This is a genomic window from Saccharibacillus sp. JS10, from assembly GCF_024436065.1.
Classification (GTDB): Bacteria; Bacillota; Bacilli; order Paenibacillales; family Paenibacillaceae; genus Saccharibacillus.
In genome coordinates this window covers 1,068,064-1,087,609 of the sequence record NZ_JANFNS010000001.1, presented here as the reverse complement: position 1 = coordinate 1,087,609, position 19,546 = coordinate 1,068,064, and the positions used below count along the sequence as shown (strand labels likewise).

Here is a 19,546-nt window from a genome sequence, read left to right as displayed (position 1 = left end):
TTTCAAAAAATAGAAAAACAAAAGGGGATAAAACAATGAAACTTCAAAAAAACAAAAACCGCTTGATCGCTTCTGCACTGGGTCTGATGATTTTGGTTTCGGGATGCGGAGCAAACGGAGAACCAACTGCTCAAGCATCGGATTCAACTTCGGGCTCGAATGGAAAAGTAACGAAGATTTTAATCGGAACCGGCACAGGGTTTCCGCAAGTGTGCTTTATTGATGAAAATGGCAAGTTGACAGGTTTCGATGTGGAGTTGTTGCGCCAGATCGACGAGCGTTTGCCGCAATATGAATTTGAATTCAAAACGATGGATTTTGGCAACTTGCTTCTCAGCTTGGAAACGAACAAAATCGACCTGGTCGCTCACGTTATGGAGAAAAATCCAGAACGCGAACAAAAATATGCGTTTAGCTCTGAGCCTTATGCGTACTGGAGCAACCGCATTGTCGTGGCAAAAGATAATGATTCCATTCAGACGTTAGACGATCTGCAAGGCAAAAAAGTGCTAACAAGCGCGACAAGCGCTCAAGCGCAATTGTTAGAAAATTATAACAACGAACATGATAAAAAGATCGATATCGTATATCAAAGTGGGCAAGCCAACGATACAGCAAGCCAAGTGACTTCAGGACGCGTAGAAGCAACTCTCGCCGCAGATTTTGTATTGCCGATTATTGATCCGCAAAAACAATTAAAACAAACGGGCAAAGCTCTTACATCCGGCGAAATTCTTTATGTTCTACGTAAAGACGACGCGGATGAGAAAGCATTATCCGACGCGATCGACGGCGTAGTCAAAGAATTGAAAGAAGACGGTACGATCAGCAAATTAAGCGTAGAGTGGCTCGGTAGCGACGTGACAAATAAGGACGAACAATAACATAAAATGATTTTTGGTTCTAAACCAACAGAAAGAAAGGAGAGTTTCAATGGGTGCGCCTTTTGACATCAGCTACGTCTTTTCATTTTTGCCAAAATTGCTCGATACTCTAGGCGTAACGCTGATGATTGTTGCAGGTTCGCTATTAAACGGGATTTTAGCCGGCTTTCTTGTGGCGCTTCCGCGTATGTACAAAATTCCGGTGCTCAGAACGCTAGCCGGAATTTACTTATCTTTTTTTCGCGGAACGCCGATTTTGATTCAATTGTTTTTATTTTATTACGGTCTACCGGAGATTTTAAAACTTGTCGGGCTTGATCTGACGCGTGCGCCTGTGATGTTTTTCGTCATACTCACCTATGGCTTACATACTGGAGCTTACGCAGCGGAAATGATTCGAGCTTCCGTCGCAGCCGTTGACCGAGGTCAGGTGGAAGCGGCTTACGCGGCAGGGATGACGCCTTATCAAGCTTTTTCCCGGATTGTACTGCCGCAAGCTTTGGCGATTGCCGTTCCTGTCTTTTCAAACCTGGTGATTGCATTGCTCAAAGATACGTCGCTCGCTTTCACGCTTGGAGTCATGGAAATGACGGGCAAAGCGCAGACGCTTGGGACATTGACTCAGCATTTTATCGAGACGTATCTGGCTCTTGCACTCATCTATCTGGCAATCAGCTTTACGTTGGAAAAATTGCTGGTCGTCGCCGAACGGCATTTGACGCGCCATGAAATACGTGAATCTAGATCAAATTCGCTATTCCGATTGAAAAAACGAGGATCGTTACGCACGGTAATGGCAGATATCGATATTGGAAAAGGAGGGATACGCTGATGCAGCTTGATTTTTCGTTTATCGGAAGCGCCTTTTGGCAGCTGCTTGGCGCGATTCCGACGACTTTGTCGATCACGGTCGTGTCCGTAACAGCAGGACTGATTATCGGCGCGATCACTGCGATGCTTCGTATGTACCAGGTGCCGGTGTTGGCGCAGATTTCTTCAGCATATGTAACCTTTATAAGAGGCACTCCGATGCTTACACATCTGCTTCTTATTTATTTTGGCTTACCTGTATTGATCGATGGCATCTCGCAGCAACTCGGTTGGAGTTTCCGTTCGGTAGACATTCCAATGATCGGATTTGCTTATATTTCGTTCTCGATTACAGCAGGCGCGTATATGTCGGAAGTGGTACGTGCCGGTATTCTTGCGGTAGATCGCGGTCAAGTGGAAGCTGCGCAATCTGTTGGCATGACGACTTTTCAATCGCTACGCCGCATTATTTTTCCGCAAGCTTTAGCTGCTGCATTGCCGAATTTGGCGAATTCCGTGATCGGTATGTTACATGGTTCGACGCTCGCTTTTGCGGTATCGGTCGTTGATATCAATGCCAAAGCACAGATTGTGGCTTCGACGAACTGGAAGTTTTTTGAGGCATATTTAGCAGCGGCTTTGATCTTCTGGGGACTTACGATCTTGATCGAACGAGTCGCTGCCGGGATTGAAAAAAGAGTCGGAGCGTATAATCGAGGAGGCGTGTCATGATTGCATTGAACCAGATTTCCAAATCATTCGGACGCCATCAGGTGCTTGAAAATATTAGTTTGACCGTGAATACAGGAGAAGTTGTCGTAATTTTGGGACCGAGCGGTTCGGGGAAAACGACGTTGCTGCGCTGCGTAAATTATCTGGAAAAGCCGGGTAGCGGAGAGATCGCGGTAGGAGATTTCAAAGTGAACTGCGCGCAAGCTCGGCGTAGCGATATTTTGCAATTGCGCCGCAAAACGGCGATGGTGTTCCAGCAATATAATTTGTTCCGACACAAAACGGCTTTGGAAAATGTGATGGAAGCTTTATTGGTGGTCAAAAAGATCTCGTTTGCCGAAGCCCGCAAACGCAGCGTGGCATTACTCGAAAAAGTAGGCTTAGGAGCAAAGTTGGACGAATATCCAAGCCGGTTATCGGGCGGGCAGCAGCAACGTGTAGGGATCGCTCGCGCTTTGGCGCTTGAACCGGAAGTGATTTTATTCGACGAACCTACTTCTGCCCTCGACCCGGAATTAGTCGGTGAAGTGCTGGAAGTCATTCGTTCGATCGCTCGCGAAGGCATTACAATGATTGTCGTGACGCATGAAATGGGCTTTGCGAGAGACGTCGCGAACCGCGTCGTATTTATGGACGGCGGCGTTATCGTCGAAGAAGGAACACCTGACGATGTATTTCAAAGACCCAAAGAAGAACGGACAAAGCAATTTCTTCGCCGGATTACGCCGGAAGCGAATTATACGATTTAAAGACTATAGATCTAGAAATCACCCAAACATCAAACAGATGATGAAAAATTCGAAATAGAAAAAAATACAAATGGTGAAAAAGGGGAGAGTTACATGAGCCAACCTATTATCGATGATTTTTTGGATACCCATCATCGTCTGTTTCAAGCAATCGAAGGGCTGGATGAATCTGATGTATCCTGGAAAGCTTCGCCAAGCAGTTGGAGCGTGACCGAAGTGTTGGGTCATCTTGCCGATCATAGCATTGTCGTATCGTTTCGGATTCGCGCTGTACTGGCGGGATCGCAATCGATCTTGCCTGCTTTTGATCAAGAAAAATGGGTAACCAGCCAACATAGCCATGCTCAGTCTGCTGCGTCGATTTTAGCTTTTTTCCAAGCACAGCTTACGTATAACGGAGCATTGCTACAACGCCTGGAAGCCGATCATTGGCAAAAAAGCGGGATTCATCCGCAAGGCAACCCCGTTACTATTACCGATATCGTCAAAGGTTTCTCCGCGCATGTGGATCGGCATATCCAGCAGATTGATCGCATTAAGGCAGCGCAAGTACAAGAAAACTCGGTATAAATAAGCAAATACACAGACGAAAAAACGCGATCCCCAAGGATCGCGTTTTCGTTGTGTAGCTATATATCGGGATGACACGATTTGAACATGCGACCCCCTGCTCCCAAAGCAGGTGCTCTACCAAGCTGAGCTACATCCCGTCAAAGTCATTTCCTACAAAATTAGATTATACGCGTGGCAAAGCCAGTCGTCAAGCATTTTTTTGATAATCTAATTATTTTTATTTAGGCATAAGCCCTTTAATCCAAACTTTTCCTCTCTTTCAAAAGTCCTAAACAATTTCAATTGCTTCCGGCAAGTTCCAAAGGTATAATCGGAGCCATAATGAAACCCATTTCACAAATCGATGATTCCACGGGGAAAGAGGAATGCAGATGCGAACGGTGACCGTATACGATATTGCAAGGGAAGCCAATGTGTCGGTAGCTACCGTATCAAGGGTGTTGAACAACACCGCGCCCGTCAAAAAAGAAACAAGAGAACGAATTGTCGCGCTGATACGGAAGTACCAATTTCAACCCAACGCACTCGCTCGAAGTCTGACACGCAAAGAAACCGGAACGATAGGATTCATTTTGCCGGACATCACCAATCCATTTTTCCCTGAGGTGTTATCCGGGTTCGATTACGAAGCGCGTAAACTGGGATACACCTATTTTTTGTGCGATACGATCTCGACGAATGAAGAAAATGAGCGTCTATATGATCGGCAGTATGAACGCGAGTCGCAATATTTGAGTCTGTTGATGGAAAAACAGGTCGATGGGATCGTCATGATCGGAGGGCGCGTCGACTTGGCGAAACCCGCTCCAGAGCTGACGCAAGAGTTAGAAGAATTTGCGAAGCGTGTACCGATTTTGTTATTGAACGGCAGTCTACCCAAGACAAAGCTCAATCGGGTCTCTGCGGATCAAAAGTTCGGTGCCGAGCTTGCGGTGCAGCATTTAATTGGACTCGGACACCGAGATATCGCGGTAATCGGCGGCTATTCCAAAATGACCAATACGCAGCAACGCCTAGCCGGATTTCGGAGTGCGATGAAAGAAGCCGGGCTTCCTGTGCGCAAAGAATGGGTACTGACCGAAGGATTTTCTGTGGCAAAAGGAGAAGAATTCGCCGCTCAGCTGTTACGTGGTAAAAATCGTCCGACCGCTATTTTTTGTATGAACGACCTACTTGCTATCGGAGCGCTCAAAGCCGCGCATCGCGCCGGAATCGAAGTGCCAAAGCAGTTATCGATTGTCGGTTATGACGATATTCCGCAAGCGACTTATAGTATCCCAGAACTTACCACCGTGTCTTTGATGTCACAAGAAATCGGACGCCAAGCGGCTCGAACGTTAGACAAAATGATCGCAGGGAAAAAGGTTCCGTTGTTCCAATCGATGATGCCGGAGTTGGTTATTCGAGAAACAACGGCGCAAGTTCCATAAATAAATTTCCAGATATTTTTCGAAAAATGATTGACATCCATAACGCAGTAGTATTATTCTGTTGTCAAAAGAAAGCCCTTACATTTTCGGATTGTAGTGAAACCCATTTCACTAAAAGCCGTGATCGATCAGGGAGCTATCCAGGAATATCGCTTAACTCGTATATTTGTATGAGCATAACGCATAAACCTAATCGGATAGCTCCCTTTTTTATCACAGCAAAATGTAATCGGTTTCATTTTGAGAAATGCTGCTCGATCTCATAAGGAGGGGATTGTATTGTCCGTATTGACCGAAAAAGAATCGACGATGGAGCTTGCCGATAAGCGGACGGGAACGTGGTGGAAAAAGTTCAAAAATAACCGCACGTTGCTGATTATGTGTCTGCCCGCTATCGTATTTTTCGTCGTATTCGCGTATCTGCCGATGCCGGGATTGTATCTAGCGTTTATCAAATACAATTACTCCGACGGGATTTTCAACAGCCCATTCGTAGGTTTCGAAAACTTCCGATTCCTCGTAATCACCGGCGATTTGTGGAAATTGACTTTTAATACGGTCGCGTACAACTTGGCATTTATCCTGCTGGGTAACTTTTTGCAAATCATGGTTGCCGTCTTGCTAAACGAACTTCGAGGCAAATGGTTCAAAAAGATTTCGCAAACGCTTATGTTTTTACCGCATTTCATCTCCGCTGTTCTGATTGGTCTGATCGCGTACAACATTTTGAGTTACGATTACGGTCTGCTGAACGGAATTCTGCAATCGCTGGGGATGGAACCTCTCAAAGTCTACTCCACGCCTAATGCTTGGCCATTCATCATCGTACTGACGTATCTTTGGCAAGCGACAGGCTACGGTTCGATTATCTACTTTGCCGCAATCATGGGCTTGGATAACGAAGTCGTCGAAGCTTCCGAAATTGATGGAGCCAATGCTTTCCAACGTATCCGCTATATCGTTCTTCCATGGTTGAAACCAACTTTCATTATCTTGCTTCTGTTCTCTCTCGGTGGTGTACTCAAAGGCAACTTCGGTCTGATCTACAACTTAGTCGGCGCCAACAACACCGCGCTATATGCAACAACCGATATTATTGAAACTTACGTATTCCGCTCGCTGATGACGAACTTCAACTTCTCACTCGGTAGCGCAGTTAGTTTGTATCAGTCCTTGTTTGGATTCGCGATCGTATTAGGTGCCAACTGGTTGGTACGCAAACTCTCACCAGAAAATTCACTCTTCTAGAAGAAGGAGGAACATGCCATGGGCGTTATGGATGAAAAAGTGCAAAGCACACGTCGAACGACGGATAAAAGCAGTTTGTTTATTCGCGGATTCAGTTACGTGTTTATCGGAGCATTTGCACTTTGTTGCTTACTACCGTTTCTGCTTGTACTCGGAACCTCTTTCACATCGGAAGCTTCCGTCAAACAAAGCGGCTTTAACTTTTGGCCAAAAGAATTCAGTACGTTCGCGTACAAGATCGTATTCGAAAACCCGGCACAGATTTTGGGTTCCTATATCGTGACGATCGGAATCACAGTGGTGGGTACAGCGATTGGTCTGCTGATCGTCGCGATGACCGGTTACGCACTGCAACGTCCCGATTTTCTTTTCCGTAACAAAATCTCGTTCTTCATCTACTTTACAACGTTGTTTTCCGGCGGGTTGGTTCCGTTCTACCTGCTGATTACCCAATACTTACATTTGAAAGACAACTATCTGGCAGTCCTGCTACCGGGTTTACTTAGTCCATTTTTAATCATCATGATGAAAAGTTTTGTTCGTTCGATTCCCCACGCGATTACCGAATCTGCCAAAATCGATGGCGCTGGCGACTTTACGATCTTCGTCAAACTGATTTTGCCTATGACGACACCCGCGCTTGCGACAATCGGATTGTTTATCGCACTGGGTTACTGGAATGAATGGTACAACTCGATGTTGTTCCTTTCCTCCGATATGCAGTATAGGCCGCTTCAGCTGTATCTGTATAATGTCGTCACCAAAGCCGATGCGATCCGAAATTCCGCCGCTGCTTCCAACGTACCGCTCAGCGATGTGCCGATCGAGACGATGAAAATGGCGATAGCGGTTATTGCGACAGGGCCTGTTATTTTGTTCTATCCATTCGTTCAGCGTTACTTTATCAAAGGTATTACGGTAGGTGCGGTCAAAGGCTGATCGCTTCCCCGTCATATACATGGTCATACCGTAATCCAGATTCAAGTTTTACAGATTCATCGGCAACCCGTTTTAAGATTTTGGCATCTACCAAATCGTTCAGAGGGGGTATACAGATGTTTAAATGGAAGAAAAAGAGTATGGCTTTATTGATGGCGACGATGTTGGTTGTGTTGTCAGCTTGTGGAGGTGGCGGCGGTGGAACAACAGGTTCAGGAGGATCGGGTTCTGCTGATGGCGGCGACACTTCGAAATTCGTCAAAATCAGTTATGTCGTATTAGGCGACAAGCCGCAAAATGGTCAATTCGAAAAAGTAATGGAAAAAGTCAATGTCATCATGAAAGAAAAAATCAATGCCGAACTCGATTGGAAATGGGTCGAGTGGGCAGACTGGCAAACGAAATACAACTTGCTGTTAGCTTCCGGCGAACCGGTTGATTTGATTACGATCGGTACGGATTGGCTCGATACTTGGGCAAACGCACAACGCGGCGCTTTCATGAACTTGGATGAATTGCTGCCGAAATATGCACCGGAAACATGGAAATCGATTCCAGAAGAAGATTGGAACGAAAGTAAGTACAACGACAAAATCGTTCTGATTCCTGAAAACGATTACACGCAGTGGGTTAACCACGGTTTCTTCTATCGCGGAGACTGGGCAAAAGCCGCTGGCATTACTGAACCGATCAAAAACTGGGAACAAATCGGTGATTACCTGCAATATATCAAAGACAACAAACCAGACGTAATCCCTTGGGATATGGCTTCGGGCGCAATGACTTGGGGCGGTTATGTTCAGTCTTATACGGATAATCTGGATCTGCCGATCTCGACAGGTTATATGCCGGTATTCACGGCTGTCTCCAATGACGAAAAGTATACGGTAGCTGAGCCTGTATTTAGCGATACCATGGTGAACTACGCGAAACTTATGAAAGAATGGGCGGACAAAGGATTCTGGCGTGAAGATGCACTGAACAACAAAAACGATAACCGCGTAGCACTGAAAGCCGGTCTGTCGGGCTTGGATCAGCATCACACGCAAACGTTCTCTAGTCTTCGCGTTGAAATGGATCGCGATCAACCGGGATCGGAACTGCAAATGTTCCCATTCAATATGACAGGCGGCAAAAACTTGACCGAACTGTCGATCACACACGGCGGCACATCGCTTGGCGCACATAGCAAAAACCCAGAACGTGCACTGATGGCTTATGACTTGATTCGTAACAACGAAGAAATCTATCATTTGATCAACTACGGTATGGAAGGCGTACAATACGAGATCAAAGACGGCAAACGTACATTGCCGGCAAGCTACAATGAAGCAAGTGATCAATTCTATTCCGACTTCTGGGGTGGACGCGTAGACAAGTTCGAAATTCCAAGCGACACGACTTGGGATAAGATCGATACGTTGTATGCAGAATACGACAAAATCAAAATCCCTTATCCTTACGGTCAATTCGTATTCGACAAAACACCTGTAGAAAGCGAACTGACAGCAATCTCTCAAGTTGCGGGCGAATTGGGCCCAGCGATCAACTTCGGTAAAGTCAGCGACCCTGTACAAGCAGTTGAAGAATTCCGCGCGAAATTGAAAACAGCGGGTTACGACAAAGTCAAAGAAGAGTTGCAAAAACAATTGGATGCCTACAAAGCAAAAATGGACGCACAGCAGTAATTAGCAGCGTAGCGGTAAAAGAAAAAGCCCTGAGGTTCCAATATGGAATCTCAGGGCTTTTTTGTGAAGAAGAAAGCAGAAGACGAATATTAACCGCGCAGTTTGTTTGCGCGTTCTTCGTCTTCTTTGGCGATTTCTCTACGCCATTCGTCAAGTTCCGGAAGTACGCGACCGAGCATGACGCAGCACGCGTAAATCGATTCTTTTAACTCGACGTAATCTTTATCGTATCCGATTTTGACCAGTTCTTGTACGACTGGCAAAGCTTGTTCGGAGCCGAGGCGGCATAGACCATCCGCGAGTTTGGCGATCCGGGTGAAATGGTCTTCTTTTTCAAGCAACGCAATCAAAGCTTCTTCCGCAGAAGGAAGCAGGATACGAGACAAAATATCGATGATATTCAGCAGCAAAAATCCGTCTTTTTCTTCGACATACATTTGCACTAATTTCTCGATCACTTCTTCGTTACCGACTCGAACCAAAGCGTCCGCTGCTTGCTCGGCAACCAGATCGTTATCCGATGTAAGCGCATCATAAAATAAAGGTAGAGCGTAAGAAATTTTCAGTTTTCCTGCGGCTTGAATAAGGTAAACGGTACGCAATGATTCCGGATCTAACGTGTAGTTTTCTTGCAATTCGTCCATCGTTTCGCGAGGTTGCAGGATTTCACGTTCGATCAGTTCGCCCAGCAGTAAATCAAGCAGATCATAGTCGATATCTTCATAATCTAATCCTGTATTTTTTTGTGTTTCTTCATTAAATACATTCCGAACTTCAGCATCGCTTAGGTTGGAGATTTCTACGCGTTGTTTGGCTTCTTCATACCAATCTGCATCTAGCGATTGAATCTGCTCCAACACCGGTTGAAGTAAATCAGGATTACTGCTCAGCAGCATACGTGATAAGAAAATTCGAGCATTTCCTGTCACCATACCTGCGCTTAATAAATGAAGCATCGCTTGGACCGTAATTTTGGTTTGCGGAAAAGCGGTCGCGCGGTGCAAATAGACATCTTCTTTGCGCGGAGCGGCAACCAATTTTTCTAAGACCAATGCGGAAATATCTTGCGGGTATTTATACGTTTCTGCCAAAAACCGGATCGCTGCATTGCTAACCAAAGGATCGGCATGCGTGATAAACGGTTTGACTTGATCGGGATTGAACATCTTGAGATTCCTCCTCGTAATAAAAAGTCTGATTTTTGTGGTGTCAGACTTGTTCCGGCTATAGGCGTAGCTTTTTTTAAAAAAAATCAAGAAAAGAACCACGACCGGGAGCGCCTATCAGTATACCACAGCTTGTATGAAGAAGGCGCGTAGTCATTGACTTTTTCCTTTTGTTTTCTATATAATAAGGGCATTGCGAAGATTTAAAGATTAAATTGTCGATGAAGAGGAACAGTAGGCAGGTAGACGTTTTGAAGAGAGCCGGCGGTTGGTGCAAGCCCGGTAACGAACCCTGTACGAACTCGCCTCGGAGATATATGTAGACAGACGAAGCTGCGTGAAGCAACGCGTTCGGTCACATCGGCTCATCCCCGCTATCGGATATGGAGTGAGCGGCTTGTCCGCTAATCAGGGTGGTACCACGGGAAGCAATGCCTCTCGTCCCTGGCGTTTTAACGACGCCGGAGGACGAGAGGCTTTTTTGATTTCAGAAGCGAAGGGACAGATGACGATGAGTGAGCAACAACAAGGCGCGGCAGTAGGCGGTTACCGCGCTCAGACGATCGAACCGAAATGGCAACAAAAATGGGATCAAGAAAAAACGTTCAAAACGGATGATACCGATCAAAGTAAACCTAAATTTTATGCGTTGGATATGTTCCCTTATCCGTCGGGCGCAGGTCTGCACGTCGGTCACCCGGAAGGTTACACAGCGACGGATATTGTTTCTCGCTATAAGCGGATGCAAGGTTACAACGTTATGCACCCGATGGGTTGGGACGCGTTCGGTCTGCCTGCGGAGCAATATGCGATCGACAAAGGCGGCCATCCTCGCGAATTTACACTGACGAATATCGAAAACTTCCGTCGTCAAATTAAATCGCTTGGTTTCTCGTACGATTGGGATCGTGAGATCAGTACGACAGATCCGGAATATTTCAAATGGACGCAATGGATTTTCCTGCAATTGTACAAGCGTGATCTGGCTTACGTGGCTGAAATTCCGGTCAACTGGTGCCCGGCACTGGGAACGGTACTCGCGAACGAAGAAGTCATCGACGGCAAAAGCGAGCGCGGCGGTCATCCCGTTATCCGCAAACCGATGCGTCAATGGATGCTCAGAATTACCGCTTATGCGGATCGTCTGTTAGAAGATCTGGACGAGCTGGATTGGCCGGAAAGCTTGAAAGATATGCAGCGTAACTGGATCGGGAAATCGCAAGGCGCGGAAGTCACATTCCAAGTCGAAGGAACCGACGAGAGCATCGCAGTGTTCACGACTAGACCGGATACGCTATACGGAGCCACTTATTGCGTGTTGGCGCCTGAACATCCACTGGTTGAAGTGATTACGACGCAGCATGAAAAAGAATCGGTAAAAGCGTACCAAGAAAAAGCTTCGCATAAAAGCGATCTGGAACGTACCGACCTGAATAAAGACAAAAGCGGCGTATTCACAGGCGCTTACGCAGTCAACCCGGTGAACGGAGCGAAATTGCCAATCTGGATTGCGGATTACGTACTTGCGGCTTACGGTACAGGCGCGATCATGGCGGTTCCGGGTCACGATACACGCGACTGGGAATTTGCCAAAAAGTTCGGCATTCAAATTATCGAAGTCGTTAAAGGCGGCGATATTGAACAAGAAGCGTATACCGGCGAAGGCGAACACGTAAACTCCGGCTTCTTGGACGGTTTGAACAAAGAAGATGCTATTGCAAAAATGATCGAATGGTTGGAAGAAGGCGGCAAAGGAGAAGGCAAAACGACTTACCGTCTGCGCGATTGGTTGTTCAGCCGCCAACGTTATTGGGGCGAGCCGATTCCGATTCTGCATCTGGAAGACGGCACAATGAAAGCTGTACCGGAAGAAAGTCTTCCGTTGGTACTGCCGGAAATGGACGAAATCAAACCATCCGGTACAGGCGAATCGCCACTTGCGAACGCGACGGACTGGGTGAACGTGATTGATCCAGAAACAGGTATGAAAGCACGCCGCGAAACGAACACGATGCCGCAATGGGCGGGAAGCTGCTGGTATTACCTGCGTTATATCGATCCAACCAACGATCAAGATCTGTGCAGCAAAGAAAAATCCGATTACTGGTTGCCGGTCGATCTGTATATCGGCGGTGCGGAACACGCGGTACTGCACTTGTTGTATGCACGTTTCTGGCACAAAGTGTTGTACGATCTCGGCGTTGTGAGCACCAAAGAACCGTTCCAAAAATTGGTGAACCAAGGCATGATCTTGGGTCCAAATAACGAAAAAATGAGTAAATCTCGCGGTAATGTCATCAACCCGGATGAGATCGTGAACGAGTTCGGCGCGGATACCCTGCGTATTTACGAAATGTTTATGGGACCTCTGGAAGCGACAAAACCTTGGAATACCAATGGTGTCGAAGGTTCGCACCGCTTCTTGTCTCGCGTATACCGGATGTTCGTAGACGATAGCGGTTCATTGAGCGCTAAAATCTCGGATGATGCAGGTACAGATGAGTTCAAACGCACTTGGCATAAAACGATCAAAAAAGTAACGGAAGATATGGAAGCCCTTCGGTTCAACACGGCGATCAGCCAATTGATGATCTTTACCAACGATGCGTATAAGCAAGAGACGTTGCCACGTCAAGCGATGCAAGACTTTATTCAATTGCTGTCGCCGCTGGCTCCTCACCTTGCCGAAGAATTATGGGAGAAGATGGGGCGTACAGACAGCTTAACGTATGCAACTTGGCCTTCATTCGACGAAGCTTGGACAACCGAATCGGAAGTCGAAATCGTTGTTCAAGTAAACGGCAAAATCGTACAACGTGCCAATGTTCAAAAAGATTGGGATGCTAAAGCATTGGAAGATCATGCGATGGGTCTGGAACCTGTACAGCAAGCACTTGCCGGCAAAACGATCCGCAAAGTGATCGCAGTACCAGGCAAGTTAGTCAACATCGTCGCGAACTAATCGTCATTCACGGAAATACGGGGGAGATTACGATGGGCACCCATCCACGTAAAGATTGGGATACGTACTTTATGGATATTGCTTTTATGGTGTCAACGCGTTCTCAATGTCCGAGGCGTCAAGTCGGAGCTGTATTAGTACAAGGAAAAAAGTTGCTCGGTACCGCGTATAACGGTGCGCCTATGGGTGTACCGGATTGTTCGGAAGACGGTTGTATGATTGCGGAAGAGTATGAGTTGGTTCATGAAGGCGGCAAGCAAGTTGTGGTCAAAAAGCAACGTTGCGTGCGTACGATTCATGCCGAGCAAAACTTGTTGCTGTTCACCGATCGCGCCGATCGTGAAGGTTCGACGGTGTATGTGACCGATGAGCCGTGCTGGACTTGTGCCAATATGCTAGCGAATAGTGGGATTACGGAAGTCGTTTATTGCCGAGCTTATCCAAAAGATAGCGGTAAAGTGCATACGATGATGAAGCAAAAAGGAATCCTATTCCGCTGCATCGAGCATTATCGTCCTCCCGCTCCGGCGACAGAGCCGGTTGTGTAGTTTAGGAGATTCGTTCAACTAGAAATAAGAACCTTCAACAAGACGTGATGATTGTCTGTTGAAGGTTCTTTTTGTTTTTCTAATCAATTGATATTAAAATAGTTATTCATTCGATCAATCAAGCGGGAAAGAACAGCCGCTGCTTCAGCTCGTGTTGTACTCGATTTTGGTGAAAGTGTTGTACTTGATTTACCTTGAATCAATCCAGCATTGATCGCCAGTGAAAGATTATTACGTGCCCAATTACCAACCGATGAAGCATCACGGAATGTAGATAAAGATTGTGTATTAGCATTTGCTAACAAAGGTGCATTTGTATCGATATAGCGAATTGCATTTCCAATGATCTGAACCATTTCTTCGCGGCTTACCAGACGATTTGGTTTGAAGGAATTGTCTCCATAACCAGAGATGATGCCTGCGGCGCTTGCTGCTTGAATCGCACCGAGGTACCAAGCGTCGTTCGATACATCCGAATAAGAAGTAGATGAAGAACCGGCTTGTAGTTTTAATAAGTTGCCGATCATTTGCACAAATTGAGCGCGCGTGGCTGGAGCTGAAGGTGCAAATTGTCCATTGCCGATACCAGCGAGTACACCTAGGCTTTGAAGACGTTGAATATCTTGTTGTGCCCAGTGCCCATTTATATCTACGAATAGTTGAGGGCTAGACATTGTTAGTGTGATCGATTTCGGACCTGTAGTTGGTTCTGGATCAACCGGCGGTAAAGTGATTGGTGGATTTGGAATGACTACAGGTGGCGTCACGTTAGGTGATTCGGTTACTGGCGGAATAAAAGTTATCGGCGGATTTGGAACACTAGGATTCGGATTTGTTGGAACCGGATTCGGGAACACAATACCGGTATACGTAAGTTTTTTAATTTGTGTTTCGACTTCAGTAATTTGATCAACTACACGAACCGACAATTCTCCGTTTGCACTAGGGAAAGTAAATGATAGTGTAGCTTTTCCATCGATGTCTGCTACTTTTTCAGCAAGTTTAATATTGGTATCACTGTAGACTCGAACACGTTGACCGTCTAGCGCATAAGTTACTTTGATGACTCCTTGGTTGCTATTGATAGATTCTAAAACAGCTGTAGGAGTATTAGGTTGAGGGATCACCGGAATCGTAACACCGCTATAAGGTAATGTAGTAATTTCAGTTTCAGTTCCGTTTGCTACGGTGCGAATCGACAATTCCCCGTTACTTGTCGGGAAGGTGAAAGTAAGCGTCGCCGAACCACCGCTATCCGCAGTTTTTTGGGCAAGCTCCACGTTGGCGTCGCTATAAACCCGAACGACTTGCCCCGAAGCGACGTTGGATACGGTTACGGTTCCTTGATCGCCGTCGATATTGTTTATAACTGCCGTAGGTTGAGGAATGACGGGAATCGTAACACCGCTATAAGGTAATGTAGTAATTTCAGTTTCAGTTCCGTTTGCCACGGTACGAACGGACAATTCTCCGTTACTTGTCGGGAAGGTGAAAGTAAGAGTCGCCGAACCACCGCTATCCGCAGTTTTTTGGGCAAGCTCCACGTTGGCGTCGCTGTAAACCCGAACGACTTGCCCCGAAGCGACATTAGATACAGTTATAGTTCCTTGATCGCCGTCGATATTAGTTATAACTGCCGTAGGTTGAGGAATGACGGGAATCGTAATACCGCTATAAGGTAATGCTGCAATTTCAGTTTCAGTTCCGTTTGCTACGGTGCGAATCGACAATTCTCCGTTACTTGTTGGGAAGGTGAAAGTAAGCGTCGCCGAACCACCGCTATCCGCAGTTTTTTGGGCAAGCTCCACGTTAACGTCGCTATAAACCCGAACGACTTGCCCCGAAGCGACGTTGGATACGGTTACGGTTCCTTGATCGCCTGTGATATCGGTTAAGGCTGCCGTAGGTTGAGGAGGATCTGGAATGTCTACACCGCTATATGGAAGGTTGACAATTAACGACTCTACATCATTGGATACACTTTTAATCACTAGATCGCCGTCTGAGTTCCGGAATGTAAAGTCCAATGTGGCTTCACCACTGCTATTTGCTGCTTTTTGAACAAGTAAAAAATTATCGTTACTATCGTAGACTCGAATAAGTTGACCGGGTTCCGCATTGCTTACTGTTATCGTTCCTTGAGCGCCATTAATATCAGTAAGATCCGCTGTAGCTGCTGCTTTTGCATAGGAAGGAAATAAAAATGAGGTCATAGTCAAAAGTAATGAAAAGATTAAAAGGGGAATTCCAAATTTTTTCATGTGTAAGTCCTCTCTTTTGATGGATTTAAAAACAGAATATAGTTATACCTTACGTCTTTTTTTATAGGAATAAAATACTTTTTTTGAATAAATAAAAATATATACATAAAATTACTTTTTCTCCACATTGACTTCGCTCGCTTGCTTTCTTTATAATAGCTCTAACATGTATCGGGTCATCTCCGTTATCGGATGAAAGGGAACAGTCTGCGAAGCACGCTAGACTGCGAACTGGGGAGTTATACGTAGGAATTAAAGCCTTGCGTCCCCGGCGATTATGCCGGAGACGCAAGGCTTTTTTGGTTTTAATTTTGATAAAAATCAACTTGGGAGGTAGAAATAATGAAAAAAGAATTAATGTGGGCAGCTTGTGTATCGGCGGCACTTGGCGTAGGCGTGCTTCTTTTTGCAGGAGATCGCGAGGCAGAAGGCGAGCCGTGGACAGCGCTTAACGATCAGTTAAGCGTTGCTTTGGCTACGGAAGAAAAGACACTGGAACCTTCGCTTTCTGATTCAAAAGCTTCTTTGCCGCAACCTGTTCAAGCAGAGGTTTCACAGATCAGTCCACCTCAAGAACCAGTCTCTCAAACTCAGCCAGTCGCCTCTGAACCGACTATTACTCCTATTTCGACTGAACCACAAGTCTCAGCCACACTGCAGCCTACTACATCCAATGCTCAAGCCGCTGAATCTCCACCTGTAGCTCCAGTAAACGACGGAAAAATTCATATCAATTCAGCCGATCGTACATTATTAATGGAACTACCGGGAATTGGCGAGAAGAAAGCGCAAGCTATTTTAGATTATCGCACTCAGCACGGGGCTTTTCAAAATGTGACCGATCTTGTGAAAGTAAAAGGAATCGGCGCCAAAATGTTAGAGAAAATGATGCCGTATCTAGCGTTGTAAGGAGGGGCTTGAATGAATAAAAGAACTCTTGTCGGATTTACCGCATGTTGGATCATCGGAACTACGGTTGCCCATTTATATGAAGGGATACAAATGATTGCAGTATCTATCGGGCTGACTTTGCTGCTAACCGCATTTGGCATCTTGGGTCGATTGCAACGCAAGCTATTGCTTCTTTTTGGTTTAGCTTTATGGATCTCGGTCAGTTACGCTACATTTCGCGATGCGGGTAACGTATCCGTACTTCCCGATCGGTTAGGTGCTCCAATCGATGAAAAGTATACAGGCATTGCATTGAAAGGAGTAGTTGCAGATCCGGTCAAAGTCGACGGAGATTTAGCGATGTTTGAGATGAAAGTCGAACAAGTTTCGACGTCTTTAGATTCATTTATTGCTTTGCCTAAAGTCGAGAAAGTCGTGGTTCGTGTGAAACTAGCCGCAAAAGCCGAACAAGATCTCGCTTCTTCAAAAGGAAGAGGAGACCATGTTGTGATCACCGCTGATTTAGAACGACCTGCAACTGCGCGCAACTTCGGGTCTTTCGATTATCGTCATTATTTGCGGGAAAAACAAATTCATTGGGTCGCTCGGGTGAAAGGCATTTCTAATGTCGTGACGATACAAAAAAATGAAGGAAGTCTGCAAATTTTGCGTCGCAACGACGATTTGCGAGCAAGATTAGCAGATGTATTAAAGCAGCTGTATCCGGGTGTCGGAGCGGGCTATATGCAAGGTCTTCTGCTTGGATTGCAAGACGAACTTGATCCAGAGACATTTACTGAATTTGCTCGCTTAGGCATGACGCATGTGTTAGCAATTTCGGGTATGCACGTCGGCTTGTACGTAGGCGCCTTATTGTTGGTTTTGCGGCGTATCGGTCTGACCAAAGAAACGTCGCTGGTTGCCGCGCTTTGTTTTGTACCTCCGTATGTGCTTTTGACAGGTTCGTCACCGTCTGCGGTTCGCGCCGGGATTATGAGTATGATTGCTTTATACGCGGCAAGGCGAGGTTGGCTCAAAGACGGTCTACATATTTTATGTTTGGCAGCTTTATTGATGTTGATGGTGAATCCGTACTATTTGACGTCGATCAGCTTTCAACTGTCTTTTGCCGTGACCGCAGGAATTATTTTGTTGTCGCGTCCGATGCAGCGGATTTTATCTTTTTTGCCTACAGCACTCTCAGCAGCAGTCGCGATCTCTGTTGTTGCCGATCTGGTGTCTTTTCCACTTAGCTTGTACTACTTTAATCAGTATCCGTTATTGGGGCTTGCTGCGAATCTGATCTTGGTCCCGTTTATCACTTTTGTATCGATTCCATTAGGAACGGTCTCGCTTATTATCGGTACATTTTGGATACAAGGCGCGGAGTGGATCGCGTATCCTGTTCGATTGGTTAATGCTTTCGTATTTTGGTGCGCGGATCATACGTCTTCGATCATTTGGGCGCGAACCTTATGGGCGACGCCTTCGGTCTTTTGGATTGCGATGTATCTGATCTTACTGTGCATCGCGATTTTTGCGTTAGATAAAGGTATGAAGATTCGTTCTTTAGCACAGCGTAGTCCTTTGACTTCAACACCAGTTAATCAGACGGCTGTTCGTTACGGTGGCATACCGGATACATTCCGGCATCGCTTCAGACCGTGGGGCATTGCAGTGTCGATAAGTTTAATTGGAGTACTGCTTGTTGCGGCTTATCACCCGCGAACATCGGGAGTTGGTTGGGTGCAAATGCTCGATGTCGGTCAAGGCGATGCGATTTTGATTACGACACCGGAAGGCAAACACGTACTGGTAGACGGGGGAGGTACAGTCTCATTTGAACGTCCCGGGGAAGAGTGGAAAAGACGAATCGATCCTTATGAAGTGGGTCAAGACGTCGTTGTTCCCATTTTGAAAAAGCGCGGGGTTCATCGATTGGATGCTTTGGTTTTGACACATGGCGACCGGGATCATTATGGAGGTTTACTTGCCGTAATCGATGAGATTCCGGTCAAACGATTTATTATGAATGGCACGCGCAGCGGCAATCTTGATCTGGATGAGTTATTTGCGGCGACGCTTCGTTCGGGTGCTGAAGTATATGCGCCTCAAGACGGAGATCGTTGGCAATTGGATGATCATACGGAACTTGAATTTTTTAATCCATCCGATGTATTTACCGGGCATTTACCTGAATTCGAAGACCAGAACGAGTACTCGGTTGCTTTTCGATTAATGATGAACGATCATTCTTTTTTGTTTACAGGAGATATTGGCGCAAGTGCTGAGCAAGATATTTTGGAACGTTTACAAGCAAGAGACGATATACAGCCTATCGAAGTGTTAAAAGTAGGGCACCACGGTAGCAAACATTCGACGACGGAGGCTTGGGTTCGGCGCTGGTTGCCGCAGCTCTCGATTATTTCAGTCGGAGCCAAAAATACATATGGGCATCCAAATTCAGACGTGATCGATCGCCTTGAACAATCGGGGTCGGAAATTCGTCGAACGGACCAGAATGGAGAGATACAAATTCAAGCTTTGCCGGGAGAACCGCTACACGTGCGAAGTAAGTTTTGATCAGGAAAAGAAGACGCAGATGACGAGTAAATCGGTTTCTGGTAGACTGATTGAAGATACGCGCAAGCCCCGGAAAAGCCGC

15 protein-coding genes, 1 tRNA gene and 1 other annotated feature are annotated in these 19,546 nt (G+C 46.1%); of the genes, 13 read left to right on the top strand and 3 right to left on the bottom strand.

Going from position 1 to position 19,546, the window contains the following annotated elements:
- Positions 1-35: 35 nt before the first annotated feature.
- From NOM90_RS04900 to NOM90_RS04880, 5 genes are all read left to right on the top strand, one after another.
- Positions 36-884: a transporter substrate-binding domain-containing protein gene (locus NOM90_RS04900; protein ID WP_255940371.1), complete on the top strand. Its 849-nt coding sequence runs from the start codon at positions 36-38 to the stop codon at positions 882-884.
- A gap of 49 nt (positions 885-933) precedes the next feature.
- Positions 934-1,716, top strand: coding sequence for an amino acid ABC transporter permease (locus NOM90_RS04895; RefSeq protein WP_255940369.1), 783 nt, complete (start codon positions 934-936; stop codon positions 1,714-1,716).
- A complete protein-coding gene (locus tag NOM90_RS04890) occupies positions 1,716-2,426 on the top strand; it encodes an amino acid ABC transporter permease (RefSeq protein ID WP_255940368.1) in 711 nt (236 codons plus the stop codon). The genes NOM90_RS04895 and NOM90_RS04890 overlap by 1 nt, the downstream gene beginning before the upstream one ends.
- Positions 2,423-3,175, top strand: coding sequence for an amino acid ABC transporter ATP-binding protein (locus tag NOM90_RS04885; RefSeq protein ID WP_255940367.1), 753 nt, complete (start codon positions 2,423-2,425; stop codon positions 3,173-3,175). The genes NOM90_RS04890 and NOM90_RS04885 overlap by 4 nt, the downstream gene beginning before the upstream one ends.
- A gap of 93 nt (positions 3,176-3,268) precedes the next feature.
- Positions 3,269-3,745 carry a DinB family protein gene (locus NOM90_RS04880; RefSeq protein ID WP_255940366.1) on the top strand — a complete coding sequence of 159 codons (477 nt, stop codon included), beginning with the start codon at positions 3,269-3,271 and terminating at the stop codon, positions 3,743-3,745.
- Positions 3,746-3,811: 66 nt separating this feature from the next.
- Here NOM90_RS04880 and NOM90_RS04875 read toward each other — a convergent pair.
- Positions 3,812-3,885, bottom strand: a tRNA-Pro gene (locus NOM90_RS04875).
- 228 nt (positions 3,886-4,113) lie between these two features.
- Here NOM90_RS04875 and NOM90_RS04870 point away from each other — a divergent pair.
- The 4 genes from NOM90_RS04870 to NOM90_RS04855 all read left to right on the top strand — a co-directional run bounded on the left by NOM90_RS04870 (position 4,114) and on the right by NOM90_RS04855 (position 9,053).
- Positions 4,114-5,178, top strand: a complete 1,065-nt coding sequence (locus NOM90_RS04870) for a LacI family DNA-binding transcriptional regulator (RefSeq protein ID WP_370866565.1) — start codon at positions 4,114-4,116, stop codon at positions 5,176-5,178.
- A gap of 309 nt (positions 5,179-5,487) precedes the next feature.
- Positions 5,488-6,426: an ABC transporter permease gene (locus NOM90_RS04865; RefSeq protein WP_255940572.1), complete on the top strand. Its 939-nt coding sequence runs from the start codon at positions 5,488-5,490 to the stop codon at positions 6,424-6,426.
- 27 nt (positions 6,427-6,453) lie between these two features.
- Positions 6,454-7,365, top strand: a complete 912-nt coding sequence (locus NOM90_RS04860) for a carbohydrate ABC transporter permease (protein WP_255940571.1) — start codon at positions 6,454-6,456, stop codon at positions 7,363-7,365.
- Between the two features lie 116 nt (positions 7,366-7,481).
- Complete coding sequence (locus tag NOM90_RS04855) at positions 7,482-9,053, top strand: ABC transporter substrate-binding protein (protein WP_255940364.1); 1,572 nt, start codon at positions 7,482-7,484, stop codon at positions 9,051-9,053.
- Positions 9,054-9,142: 89 nt separating this feature from the next.
- Here the strand turns inward: NOM90_RS04855 and NOM90_RS04850 are convergent, their stop codons facing one another.
- On the bottom strand, positions 9,143-10,219 hold the full coding sequence (locus NOM90_RS04850; protein WP_255940362.1) for a HEAT repeat domain-containing protein: 1,077 nt from the start codon (positions 10,217-10,219) through the stop codon (positions 9,143-9,145).
- 212 nt (positions 10,220-10,431) lie between these two features.
- Positions 10,432-10,668: a binding site (T-box leader), on the top strand.
- Positions 10,669-10,730: 62 nt separating this feature from the next.
- On the opposite strand from NOM90_RS04850, the gene leuS reads away from it, so the two are divergent.
- Both leuS and NOM90_RS04840 read left to right on the top strand, forming a co-directional pair.
- On the top strand, positions 10,731-13,181 hold the full coding sequence (gene leuS, locus NOM90_RS04845) for a leucine--tRNA ligase (protein WP_255940361.1): 2,451 nt from the start codon (positions 10,731-10,733) through the stop codon (positions 13,179-13,181).
- 32 nt (positions 13,182-13,213) lie between these two features.
- A complete protein-coding gene (locus tag NOM90_RS04840) occupies positions 13,214-13,729 on the top strand; it encodes a deoxycytidylate deaminase (protein ID WP_255940360.1) in 516 nt (171 codons plus the stop codon).
- An 83-nt stretch (positions 13,730-13,812) separates the two neighbouring features.
- Here NOM90_RS04840 and NOM90_RS04835 read toward each other — a convergent pair whose 3' ends face one another.
- Positions 13,813-15,990 carry an S-layer homology domain-containing protein gene (locus NOM90_RS04835; protein ID WP_255940358.1) on the bottom strand — a complete coding sequence of 726 codons (2,178 nt, stop codon included), beginning with the start codon at positions 15,988-15,990 and terminating at the stop codon, positions 13,813-13,815.
- Positions 15,991-16,332: 342 nt separating this feature from the next.
- Here NOM90_RS04835 and NOM90_RS04830 point away from each other — a divergent pair, with 342 nt between their 5' ends.
- A complete protein-coding gene (locus tag NOM90_RS04830; RefSeq protein WP_255940356.1) occupies positions 16,333-16,899 on the top strand; it encodes a ComEA family DNA-binding protein in 567 nt (188 codons plus the stop codon).
- Between the two features lie 12 nt (positions 16,900-16,911).
- Positions 16,912-19,464 carry a DNA internalization-related competence protein ComEC/Rec2 gene (locus NOM90_RS04825; RefSeq protein WP_255940355.1) on the top strand — a complete coding sequence of 851 codons (2,553 nt, stop codon included), beginning with the start codon at positions 16,912-16,914 and terminating at the stop codon, positions 19,462-19,464.
- Positions 19,465-19,546: the final 82 nt, after the last annotated feature.